The following is an 11,298-nucleotide window of genomic DNA, read 5'->3' as shown; positions in this document are numbered from 1 at the left end:
ACGCGTCTGGCGGCATGGTTGAAAGCCCGCGGCTGCCGCAACAGCGCCACCGTCGCCCAGAAAGCAATCGACGCCGCGCGTGAGCAAGAAACGACGTTGCGCACCGAGATTGTCGCCGCCACCCTCGGGTCGCGCCTNCAGAAAGCAATCGACGCCGCGCGTGAGCAAGAAACGACGTTGCGCACCGAGATTGTCGCCGCCACCCTCGGGTCGCGCCTGGCCGCCGTAATCACCGCAATCGACGCGGAGCTGGTGGAACTCGACAAAACCATCACCGCCCGATTCAACGAGCACGAGAACGCCGAGATCCTGCAGAGCATGCCCGGCTTCGGCCCCACACTCGCCGCAACCTTCCTCGCAAACATGGGTGGAGACCTCCGTAATTTTGAGAACGCCGATCGACTTGCCAGCGTCGCACCAGCCCCCAGAGACTCCGGTCGCATCAGCGGCAACCATCACCGGCCCCGCCGATTCAACCGGCGACTCCTGCGCACCTGCTACCTCGCCGCCTTGTCGAGCCTGAAAAACAGCCCCGCCTCGAGAATCTATTACGACCGGAAACGGGCGGAAGGAAAGTCACACAAACAAGCCCTCCTCGCTCTGTCCCGACGCCGCATCAACGTCATCTGGGCCATGCTGCGCGACCACACCCCCTACCAAGAACCTGCCATTCACCGGCCCCTCGCCGCTTGACAAAGACATTGAGATTCCCAATGACCAGGGATGATGCGGTCGTCGACCTCGGTGGGGCGTTCGCTCAGGAGCGGACCCGAGAAGCGTGAACGCCTCGCGGCGGTGCTGCGCCGGGGTAACCGTCCGCGTCGGCCCGTAGGCAGGTGACGGGTCATCTCCCGCGTGAGACCGTGATTCTGCGGCGAATACAGGGCTTGGTAGATGCTCTCGTGGACGACGTTCATGGCTGGTTGGCCGGGGAAGTCGACGCTCAATTGGTAGCTGATCTGTCGCGGGCTCCACTGTTCCTTCAGCATCAGACAGGCGGCGGCCCAGACTATGCGCCCGTAAAATTCATCTTTGAACTCAACAGCTTCAAGTACACCAGCTTCGCACGTCGTAGAGCTGACGTTGGCGCCCGCGGCTGCGAGTCTTACCGCCGATCCGCTCCTCGTCAGCGCCTCCACCTCACCCATTTCACTCTGCTGCGTTGTTCCATCACACCCGTCGTCGACGCTGTCGCCCAGCCACACACCGTGAATGATCCGCCCTGCGCAATCCACTGGATCCACGAAGACGGCGTGTAGCTGACCGCGCTGATTCACGCCGACGAGAACGAAACCCGGCACTCGCGCAAATTGGCGTCGTAGTGTCACGATCACTTTATTCATACAGCGCCTTGAGCCGCCCCGGCCCTCTATCAAGGCTATGCAGCCCCCAAGGAACAGTAATATCCCCAGTTCGGCCACTCGAATCTGTGGCCAACAAAAGACACCAGCGAACGGGATCTTCCCCTCAACGCCGCCAGATAGATCCGAAGGCCCCAGCTGTCGGCTCTGGCTGCTTGACTATCACCATGAACGCCCCCTTACTTTATCCTGCTGGATACAACGCCGATTTCCTTGAAATTCCTCTGCCGCTCCCCGTCCCTCCTGCGGGCACCCTGATTCGTGAACTGCTTTACACACATTTCACCGTGCTCCTCGACCCCGCGCGGCGCCTCGCGATCGCGATCGGCGTCAACATCGACGGGGATCAGCTCATTACTGTTGACCGGGGCGACGACTGGCACCTCGACTCGCGTGTCCCGGTCTACGAACAGGCCGGGGAGGGCGTCTACGCCAGAAACGATCTCGACCGCGGACACCTCGTCCGGCGACAGGACCCGGTCTGGGGCGACACAACGACAGCCAGGCGTGCGAATTACGATACCTTCGCCTACACCAACGCCGCTCCGCAAGCCGGAGCCTTTAACCAATCGAAAGAACTCCGGCTTGGCCTCGAGGACCACGTCCTCACCTACGCACGCACAAACGGTAATCGCATCAGCGTCTTCACCGCCCCCGTGCTCTCAACCCAGGACCCGATATACCGCGGCGTGAAGATTCCACAAGCGTTCTGGAAGATCGCGGCATGGACCACGACCACAAGAGGCTCCACCGCTCTTCACGCTGCCGGATTCGTCCTCGACCAAAGTCCACAGTTAGAAGACATCGACCTCGACACGGACCGCGCTCCAGCCCTCATGTACGGTAATCCCCCGCCGCTGGGACCGTACCGCACCTACCAAGTACCCATCGTGGACATCACCGACCTCACCGGCCTCAACCTGGCCGCCCTATCTGACGCAGACGTCTACGCCCCGGCCCCAGCTATCCGAGAAGACATCGACCGTCGAACGCGCTGGGTCGAACTGGTCGACACCGCAGGAATCCACCTCTAACCACACCGAATCGTCTGTAGCCAGCTCAGTCCCCGGCGCCGAGGTAGACATAGACGGTTTCGCGGCTGATCCCAAACTGTCGAGCAAGAACAGATTTCGGCACGCCAGCGGCAGCCTTCTCGCGCAGCTCGGCCGCACGGGCCGTGTCCAGTGACGGGGTGCGACCGCGGTATAGGCCACGCTTCTTAGCCAAAGCAATACCCTCGCGCTGACGCTCACGAATCAGCGACCGCTCGAACTCAGCGAAAGCTCCCATGACGTTCACAAGGGTGCTTCGGCGCGGTCGGAACGGGTGCGCTGCTCGCGTTCACTTGTGCGTGACTGGTCCAGGTCGGCCCGCAGCGGGGTGAGTATGTCGTCGCGGTATTCGTGTATCGCGTTTGCTGCCCCGTCGGAGCACGCATGCGGGTCGTTTCTGTTTGGTTGGACGGCGTGACCCACGCCACGAGCCTGTTCGTCGTATCATCATCGCTGTCGGCCTACTTACCACCGTGTCGGGTCGGCACTCCGGGGCGTCGAAGCTGGCCGTACTGGGCTCGATGNTGGCCGCCGTAATCACCGCAATCGACGCGGAGCTGGTGGAACTCGACAAAACCATCACCGCCCGATTCAACGAGCACGAGAACGCCGAGATCCTGCAGAGCATGCCCGGCTTCGGCCCCATACTCGCCGCAACCTTCCTCGCAAACATCGGTGGAGACCTCCGTAATTTTGAGAACGCCGATCGACTTGCCAGCGTCGCAGGCGTCGCACCAGCCCCCAGAGACTCTGGTCGCATCAGCGGCAACCACCACCGGCCCCGCCGATTCAACCGGCGGCTGTTACGAACTTGCTATCTCGCAGCACTATCAAGCTTGAAGAACAGCCCCGCCTCCAGGGCTTACTACGACCGAAAGCGCCGTGAAGGGAAAAACCACAAACAGGCGCTGCTCGCTCTCGCCCGGCGACGCATCAACGTCCTCTGGGCAATGCTCCGCGACCACACCCTCTACCAGGAACCAGCAGAGATCCCGATGCTCAAAACCGCTTGACAAAGACATTGAGATTCCCAATGCCCGGGGACGGCACGGTCCTCGATTTCGGGTGGCCGGTCGGCGATCATTACCATCGGGTCGCGGAATCGAGGCCGCCGTGCAGATTCGGTCTTCTGCGGTTTGCGGCGTGTTCGTCCGGACCGCAGCGCCTCCTGCACTGCACGGCGCAGGCCGCCCCTGGCTTGCATGTAGAGCGCCTGATAGATCGTCTCTGGTACCACGCGCATGTCCTTGTCGGTCGGGTAGTGCTTGACCAGAGCCTGACAGATTTGTTCCGGAGACCAGCGGATCTGCAGCTTCTCCTGGACGAACTGCCGCAGGCCCTCCTCTGTCACGAGCTTCGCTTCCCGAGGCCGTGGTCGGCGTGCGGCGGCAGCACGCTGGGCCGCATACGGAAGGTAGGTGAGATTGTTCTGCCTGTTGCGGATGATTTCTCGGCTGATCGTCGACGGCGCCCGGCGGAGTGTCGCTGCGATCGACCGGATCGACATGCCCGTCGCGGACAGGTCACGGATCGCTTCCCGATCAACCAACGACAGGTATCTCGAGTTGATGGGTTTCAGCTGCGCGGGAGTCAGCCTGATATGGGAATCACTCAGTACGGTCACGGTCTTGTTGTAGTCGATGATGCGCCCATCGGGCAGGACCCGGCGGTTGTCGGCGTGCCGGATGCCCTGGTCCCAGTCGACCGCTGTGCGAATGTTCAACCGGACCTGCCGGGCTGCCTCTTTTCGTGGGACGGCGTCGGCGCGCAGACGGAAGTACTCGGTCCGTCGTGCACGTTGGGCGACCTTCACGTCGATGCCCGCGAGGGTTACCCAATGCCGACACGTCATGGGCTTGAAGCCGAGTTCCTCGGCGGCGAGGCGGATGCTTCCGAGCCGTTCGAACGCGGCGAAGAAGGATGCTTTCTCGCCGTCGGTGAACGTTCGGGCTGGTGCTCGTGTTGTCTGTTCGGAAACCATGGTTGCAACTCCTGAATAGTGCTGAGTGTTGCAACGACCGATAGAACCCAAGCAGTTTTCCTGGCCATCAGTGGGCAGTTCCGTGGCCGCCTATGGGCAGCTTCTCATGTCCGCCGACAGTTGCTCTAACGCTCAACAACCGACCACGCAAAATCCTTGGCTGGAGTACCCCCACCGAGATGTGGGCAGAGCACCTACTATTGACCGAACAGGCCGGTGTTGCTTCGACCAGTTGAATCCGCCCAGTACACGTCCATCAAGTTCACCGAGACCGTAGCGCTCGAGGGACTGGTCGCATCGATCGGCACGGTTGGTGACGCGTATGACAATGCGGCCGCCGAGACCGTAATGGGCCTCTACAAGAACGAGGCCGTCGCGAAGAACTCACCTTTCATCACCGGTCCGCTGAAGACCCTCGCCGACGTCGAGAAGCTGACCTTCGACTGGCTCGACTGGTACAACAACGGCGGCTACACAGCGCCTTGGGGAACATGCCGCCGGCTGAATATGAGCTCAACTATTACGCTGGAACAAACGGTCCGATAAAAATCGAAGCCGCCAATAAAACGGCGGCATGAAACCCCGGGACGGTTCACCTATGCCCACCAACGATCACAGAGCGGGCGGGATACGCGCGTGGAATCGAAGGCTGGCTTGGACCGCATCACCTCAGTCATTTGAGATCACACCAGAACCTGGAGGGAAGCGTGGCCAGCGAGCTAAATGACGACGCGAGGCCGACGCCATCACTAACCCGCCGAAGGGATTCATGTCCCTGAAAGCTCCTGATTGTCGAGACATGTGGGCGATCAGAAGGTTCCCTGCCACCAGGCTTCGCCATGAGTCCGGAGTACAGCGCGCCGCCACCGATGTTCAGTGGTCGTGAACGGTTTCGAATATCGCACCATTGGCGCTCTGCTCGGCGACGATGTCACGCACATCGGAAAGCATGTCCCGAGCATTGAAGACAGCACCCGCCTTGATCGTCAAAGTGACACCGCCGACGGCACTCCTACCGCCATCGGCTTCTTCTGCGCTGTGACCGTGCCCGTACAGCACCTTCAAGTTCTTCAGAGGGTTTTCTTGGACGATGAGGAGGTCCGCTCGCTTACCCACTTCTATACTTCCCGTGACGGTGTCGATGCCTGCAATTTTGGCACCACCAAGCGTTGCAATCCCGATGACCTCAAGTGCGGAGACACCTGCTTCACGTAGAAGCTCCAACTCTTCGATGAGGCCAAATCCATACACCTTGTAGATGAAGCCAGAGTCACTGCCTGCGCCAAGGAGTCCGCCCCTGTCATAGAAGTCTCGAATGAAACTCATCCACAATGAGTAGGAGCGACGCCATGAGACTTCCTCCTCGGTTCCCCAATTCTCAAAGAATGAACCATGCTCTCCTGAGTTAGGGGAGAAGAATGCTTTCAGCTCACGGGCCGTATAACGCGGGTGCCACTCCGAGGTCCTAACTCGGGCGGCGTCTCTGGCACCAATGTAGACATTGAATGTAGGGACCAATGCGGTACCGAGGGAAACGAATTCGTCGATCGTATCGTTCCACCGTGCACTACCGGGCGGCGCCGCCGCCTCCCACAAACGCCCAGCTGCGGCGAACCGGTCGGCCTCGTTCACGTAGTTGTAATCGCTCGGGTAGTCCTGCACTCGTCGATCGGTAAACATAGCCTCGGGAATTCCGTACCAATGTTCTACACTCTTGAGTCCCCATCGCGCGGTATCGAGTGCATTCGCGCCGGACACATACTGCTGGGCGTGGTGGCATGCTGTCTGAAGGTTATGGGCCTGGGCTTCCTCAAGCGTTGCTTTCATTACGTTGGGGGCCAGGCCGAAGAGCTTGATACCTTTCGCGCCATGAGCAGCAACGGTTCTGACCCAGGCGCGCGCTTCGTCTGGATCAGAGATCCAATGATCTGCGCCCCACCCAAAATACACATATGGAACGATGTCTGGCGCAGCAATCTCGTATCGGTTGCTGAGCCGGGCCTGTTCCAGTGTGAAGTCAAGGCCGTTGTAGATCGAGCCAAGTTCCCGCACTGTGGTGACCCCATGACCCAGCCATAGCTTGAGCACATATTCGGCACTTGGCACCTGCGCGGGGCCGCCAATATGCGCGTGCGCATCTACGAGGCCAGGCAGGATATAGCAGCCGTCAAGATCCAAGACGGCATCTTCCGGACCGGGCACCAGTCTGACGGGTGACTGGTTCTGCCAGGGTGACGTGCCATATTGCACGATCCGTGTGATCGTGTCCATCTCTATGACAATGTCGGCCGGCCCAAAGGGTGGTCCTCCAGTGCCGTCGATGACTATCACTCCACGGAGGATTAGTCTTTTGTGCGGTTTTCCGGTGGCTACATAGGCCAGCTGGATTTCATCAAGAAACGCGTTCACAGCGGAAGATTCCCTCTTTGGATGTCGCGGTGGGCTGGATGGTGGGGCTCGAAAACAACGGGCTAAGCGGGATGAGGACCGTTGATCCGCATCGAGTCCGACTGTCCGTAGAGGTCCGTTCGCACCAATTCTTCATAGAGATCCGGCCGACGGTCCTGCACCAAGTTGAGCCCGAAGAAGCCGTTCGTCCTGCTCCGAACGACCTCGGCCTCAAGGTCTGCCGTGTGAACAACAACCCCCTCCTCATCGTCGAGCGCAGCAACAACGTTGCCGAACGGGTCCACGATCTGCGAACGACCCCAGTAGTCCAGTCCCGTACTGTAAGCCCCCTTCTCGCAGTGGTTGGACGTAACCAACCACATCTGGTTGAAAAATGCATTCGCTCGGGCAGCAAGGTCATGGGAATACCCGTGATAGTCCGTTTCTCGGTCGTGTCCTTTCATCGGCCATGCCGTGGACTTCAGTGCGAGATTGGCACCCTTCAGGGCAAAAGTTCGCATCACCTCCGGGAACGCTAGGTCATAGCAAATCAAGCTTCCGGTCCGGGCGAACGGAAGATCAAAGACCGGTAGCTCCTGTCCAGGATTGAAGTACGGGAACTCGAACTGGTTGTGGGTTTTGCGGTACACATTCACGACACCTTCAGGTCCGATGACGGCTGCCGCATTTAGAATCACGTCACCCCGAACAGCCCTCTCAGCCAAGCCGAGCTGGATGTACATGCCATGCTCTGCCGCCTTAGCAGCGATGACATCCGTCGCTGGTCCTGGAACGGTTTCGGCGTTTCGGTAGTAGTACTGCTTTTGGGCTACGCTGCTGGTGCTCCCTAAAGCAAATGCCAAGTCGGCGTAGCCTTGGAGCCCCACCTCAGGCAACACGAGAATGTCCGCCCCCTTGGCCGCAGCCTCATCGATCATTTCAACAAACTTCCCCAGGTTGCGACCTTTGTCTTGCTCTATGCGGACGTTTGCGGTCGCGAGAGTAGTAGTAGGCATTTCACTCCTTTTTGTGCGTTATTGGCTGCGCAGAACAACTGCATTAGACCTGCTTCTTGTGAAGGCCAAAAGTTTCTTCCATGAAGAAATCAATGTCCGTCGAGTTCGACGGGTCTATAACTCGGGCGATTTCACCAACTCGCAGCAGTGCCATCCGGTCGGCCACTTGGGCGGCGCGGGTAACGCTCTGCTCCACCAGCACAACACCCATTCCTTGCGTGCACAGGCGCGAGACGTGGCCGTAGATCTCATCGATTACCGATGGGGCCAAGCCAAGCGCAGGCTCATCGAGTAACAGGTAATCCGGTTGACGCAACAGCGCCCTAGCAAGGGCAACCATCTGTTGCTGGCCACCACTCAGAAGTGATGCCGCTTCACCCGTGCGGCCCTTCAGCGCCGGAAACAAATCCAGAATGTCGTCGAGCTGCTTGCGTTGGGCCCGCGTTGTCCCCAGAACGATATTTTCTTTTACCGTCAGATCCGCGAGCAATCCTCGTCCCTCGTGAACGACAGCGATTCCGTTTGCACGCACGCGTCGATGAGTGGGCAGCCTACTAATATCACGCCCATCGATGCTGATCAACCCCGTAGTGGTCACCAGGCCAGCAATGGCGCGGAGCGTCGTTGTCTTACCTGCCCCATTGGTCCCGAGTAATGCGAGTGTTTCCCCGCGCGCAACGCTGAGGTTTACGCCAAAGAGAACCTGAGTTGTGCCGTACCACGCCTTTACAGATTCAAGCGTGAGCATTAGCTGCCCTTCCGAAATAGGCGATCTGAACCCGCGCGTCCGAAAAGACCTCTTGCGGCGTCCCGGTCATGACGTGACTACCCGAATCCATGGCGATCACGCTCCCGCAAAGTCGCGTGACAAAATCAATATCGTGCTCAACTACCGCCATTGTCAGCCCGGTTTGTTCGTGCACTCGGACCAATGCTCCCGCCAGCTCAATCCGCCCACGTTGGTCGAGACCGGCAGCCGGTTCGTCCAAGAGCACAACTGGTGGTGCACTGATAAGCACTCGCGCAACTTCAACCAGCCGTCTGCTAGCGAACGGAAGAGAGTCCACGGACCGGTGAGAGTCCGAGCTCAGCCCGAGGAGCTCAAGCACGTCGGCGGCCTTACTTCGAGCTACCGTTCGCCATTTCCAATGTGCAGGGAGGCCAAGTATCTGCGAGCAATCTGACGGTTGATGCAACCGTTCAGCGCCGAGGAGGACGTTATCTAGAACGCTTTCCCGCTCCAGTAGACGCACTGTCTGGAAGCCCCGGATTACCCCCGCCCGCGCTCGTCGGTGCGCAGCGAGTGTAGTCACGTCCTTCTCCTCGAGGTACACAACGCCGCTGTGCACGTCCGTAAAGCCGCTGAGCGCGTTGAGCAGAGTAGTCTTCCCAGCCCCATTTGGACCAATCAATCCAGTAATGGCGCCGGCCCGAAGCCCAACACTCACCTCACTAAGTGCCGTGAAGGAGCCGTAACGCACAGTGAGCTGATCCGTCCGCATCGCATAACCAGTCGCGTTCATGCTCGGTCCTCCTGTGCTCGCATGCGGGTAATCAGGGACTTGATATGGGCGAAGACTCCAGAAAAACCATCGGGAAGCAGCAATGCCGTTGTGGCCAACAGCAATCCGCCCGCAAGGGCATACAAGTTCGGCTGTCCGATCAGATTGAAGCCTTCTGGCAGCAGCACGATGAAGGCAGTGCCCATCCAGGCACCCGCCACGCTCCGTGATCCACCGATGACCACTGCCGCAAGAAGGAATACGGAAGCGAAGAGATCGAAATCTGGCGGGGCGATAAAGCCCGTCGTGGCGGAGTAGAGCCAGCCGCCGATGCCGCCGAACACGGCGCTCAGCACGAAGGCGATGATTTTTGTCTTAGGTATGAACACCCCGACAGAAACGGCTGCCATCTCGCTGTCGCGAATTGCCATCATCCGTCGTCCAAGGTGGGTTTGCCCAAGGTTGAGTGCAAAAAGCGTCAGTGGCACCGCAAAGGCGAGTGCCACCAAGTAAGCATCCAGGGGATAGCTCGTGTCGAAACCAAAGATGATCAAGGGCTCTACAGGCGCCCCTTGACTGCCGCCAGTCCATTCCGTGGAATTTATGAGCAGCCAGTTGAAGAGCTCGCCAAATGCAAGAGTGACAATCGCGAGCCGAAGCGGGGACAATCTAAGCGTCGGCAGACCGACAATGAGAGCCACAAGAGAAGCAGCCGCGATCACCGCCAGCAATTGTATTCCCGGTCCTAGGCCGCTTTGGGCTACTAGATAGCCGGCGTAGGCGCCTACACCCATGAACGCGCCTTGTGCCAAAGACATCAGTCCGGCCCGCCCGTAGAGAATCTGGAGCCCCATAGCCGCAATACCAAAGGCGAGGATTTTAGCGGCGACGAACATCCAGTAGTCCCCGAAAAAAACGAGAGGAACAGCCGCAATGAGACCGACAATTACTACTGTCGACAGGTGAGGCCACCGGGCAGGTGGCGGGCTCATCATGGATGGGGTCGCGGGCAGTTGTCGAATTTGAGTGGTCATGCTCGAACCTCGTGGCGGGCCGCAGTGAATCGCTTGGGCATTACTGCCAACGCAATAATGATGAGAAGGAAGACCGCCGGCGTTCCGGCGCTCGATCCCCAGATGAAGATCGCGAGCGCCTCGTAGACCCCGATCCCGATGGCGATCACGAGTGGGGCAAAGAACCGATCCATCCCGCCGATCATCCCGGCAACAAATGCCTTGATGAGTACCGGAGTCATGTAGAACGCATCGACGGAAAGCCGGCTGGCAACAAGGACGGCTACCAACGCCGCGAGCAAACCAGCAAACGTCCAAGTACCGAGCCGCAGGAGACGTACGTTTACCCCTGCTGAGGCGGCGATGTCCGCGTTCTCCGCGCTCGCACGTAGTTCCATACCAAGGGTTGTGCGGCTGAAAAGTACGTAGACGCCCCCTATGACAAAAACCCCCAAAACCATGATCGCCACGTCGTTGGCATTGACAACAACGCCGCCGAGTACCGTCCGTTTATCTCCCCCTAAAGAAGGGAAGGCGTGAGCATTTGCGTCAATGAGTAGCTGCATTACGGCCGTGAGAAAGAGAAAGATACCCAGGGTGACCACTAGGTCAAGACCTGGTCGTCCAGCAGGAATCTTGGTGATAACGATTATTCCGATCGCACTGTTGACAACCACGGCCAGAATTGCCCCTATCCCAATCGCGACAGGAAGCGGCAGTCCGAGTGATGACCAGAAGAACCACGCTGAGAATGCGGCAACCATTCCCACTTGGCCAAAGGCGAAGTTCACGGTCTTACTGACCTGAAATACGACCATAAAGCCAAGAAGCAGGAGGGCGTACAGCAAGCCCGAGGTTAGACCTCCCAATATGAGCTGCCCGAACGGATTGCTTGATTCCACCGTGATCCACCGTTCCTTTCGATTGGTACTCTTCATTCGCGGCCGAGCAGGATTGGTCAGGAACCATCCTTACCCGGCCACGA

Annotated in this window: 11 protein-coding genes and 2 pseudogenes; 4 read left to right on the top strand and 9 right to left on the bottom strand. The window is 59.2% G+C overall.

From position 1 onward, the window contains the following. On the top strand, positions 1 to 693 hold a 693-nt coding region (locus E3T35_RS03640; protein WP_134377886.1), incomplete at its 5' end, for a transposase. Here the strand turns inward: E3T35_RS03640 and E3T35_RS03635 are convergent. Beyond that, positions 672 to 1,343 (bottom strand): hypothetical protein, encoded by a 672-nt coding sequence (locus tag E3T35_RS03635; protein WP_134377885.1) that lies wholly within the window; start codon positions 1,341 to 1,343, stop codon positions 672 to 674. The genes E3T35_RS03640 and E3T35_RS03635 overlap by 22 nt on opposite strands. 185 nt (positions 1,344 to 1,528) lie before the next feature. On the opposite strand from E3T35_RS03635, the gene E3T35_RS03630 reads away from it, so the two are divergent. Further along, a complete protein-coding gene (locus E3T35_RS03630) occupies positions 1,529 to 2,395 on the top strand; it encodes a DNA/RNA non-specific endonuclease (RefSeq protein WP_104089965.1) in 867 nt (288 codons plus the stop codon). 25 nt (positions 2,396 to 2,420) lie between these two features. Here E3T35_RS03630 and E3T35_RS03625 read toward each other — a convergent pair. After that, positions 2,421 to 2,666 (bottom strand): annotated as a pseudogene (locus tag E3T35_RS03625) (recombinase family protein); the annotation flags it as partial. A 325-nt stretch (positions 2,667 to 2,991) separates the two neighbouring features. On the opposite strand from E3T35_RS03625, the pseudogene E3T35_RS03620 reads away from it, so the two are divergent. Then, positions 2,992 to 3,426: pseudogene (locus tag E3T35_RS03620) on the top strand (transposase); the annotation flags it as partial. On the opposite strand, the gene E3T35_RS03615 reads toward E3T35_RS03620, so the two are convergent. Continuing rightward, positions 3,384 to 4,394, bottom strand: a complete 1,011-nt coding sequence (locus E3T35_RS03615; RefSeq protein WP_134377883.1) for an IS30 family transposase — start codon at positions 4,392 to 4,394, stop codon at positions 3,384 to 3,386. The pseudogene E3T35_RS03620 and the gene E3T35_RS03615 overlap by 43 nt on opposite strands. Before the next feature lie 216 nt (positions 4,395 to 4,610). Between E3T35_RS03615 and E3T35_RS03610 the strand changes: the two genes are divergently transcribed. Further along, positions 4,611 to 4,940: an integrase core domain-containing protein gene (locus E3T35_RS03610; protein WP_134344783.1), complete on the top strand. Its 330-nt coding sequence runs from the start codon at positions 4,611 to 4,613 to the stop codon at positions 4,938 to 4,940. Between the two features lie 327 nt (positions 4,941 to 5,267). Here E3T35_RS03610 and E3T35_RS03605 read toward each other — a convergent pair whose 3' ends face one another. The 6 genes from E3T35_RS03605 to E3T35_RS03580 form a co-directional block, all read right to left on the bottom strand. Then, positions 5,268 to 6,803: an amidohydrolase family protein gene (locus E3T35_RS03605; RefSeq protein WP_198420990.1), complete on the bottom strand. Its 1,536-nt coding sequence runs from the start codon at positions 6,801 to 6,803 to the stop codon at positions 5,268 to 5,270. 62 nt (positions 6,804 to 6,865) lie between these two features. Continuing rightward, positions 6,866 to 7,798 carry a carbon-nitrogen hydrolase family protein gene (locus tag E3T35_RS03600; protein ID WP_104199173.1) on the bottom strand — a complete coding sequence of 311 codons (933 nt, stop codon included), beginning with the start codon at positions 7,796 to 7,798 and terminating at the stop codon, positions 6,866 to 6,868. A gap of 43 nt (positions 7,799 to 7,841) precedes the next feature. Further along, positions 7,842 to 8,546 (bottom strand): ABC transporter ATP-binding protein, encoded by a 705-nt coding sequence (locus E3T35_RS03595; protein WP_134344782.1) that lies wholly within the window; start codon positions 8,544 to 8,546, stop codon positions 7,842 to 7,844. Next, a complete protein-coding gene (locus E3T35_RS20150; protein WP_370446120.1) occupies positions 8,533 to 9,300 on the bottom strand; it encodes an ABC transporter ATP-binding protein in 768 nt (255 codons plus the stop codon). The genes E3T35_RS03595 and E3T35_RS20150 overlap by 14 nt, the downstream gene beginning before the upstream one ends. A gap of 17 nt (positions 9,301 to 9,317) precedes the next feature. Next, positions 9,318 to 10,334 (bottom strand): branched-chain amino acid ABC transporter permease, encoded by a 1,017-nt coding sequence (locus E3T35_RS03585; protein WP_134344781.1) that lies wholly within the window; start codon positions 10,332 to 10,334, stop codon positions 9,318 to 9,320. Beyond that, the gene (locus tag E3T35_RS03580) at positions 10,331 to 11,215 is read right to left on the bottom strand and encodes a branched-chain amino acid ABC transporter permease (protein ID WP_166789814.1); all 885 of its coding nucleotides are present in this window, start codon (positions 11,213 to 11,215) and stop codon (positions 10,331 to 10,333) included. Before E3T35_RS03580 ends, E3T35_RS03585 begins: the two co-directional genes overlap by 4 nt. Between the last annotated feature and the right edge of the window lie 83 nt (positions 11,216 to 11,298).

The sequence above is a fragment of the Cryobacterium sp. TMT1-2-2 genome (assembly GCF_004403505.1).
Lineage (GTDB): Bacteria > Actinomycetota > Actinomycetes > Actinomycetales > Microbacteriaceae > Cryobacterium > Cryobacterium flavum.
Note: the sequence above shows the minus strand (reverse complement) of the source record. Positions and strands in the feature narration are given on the sequence as shown.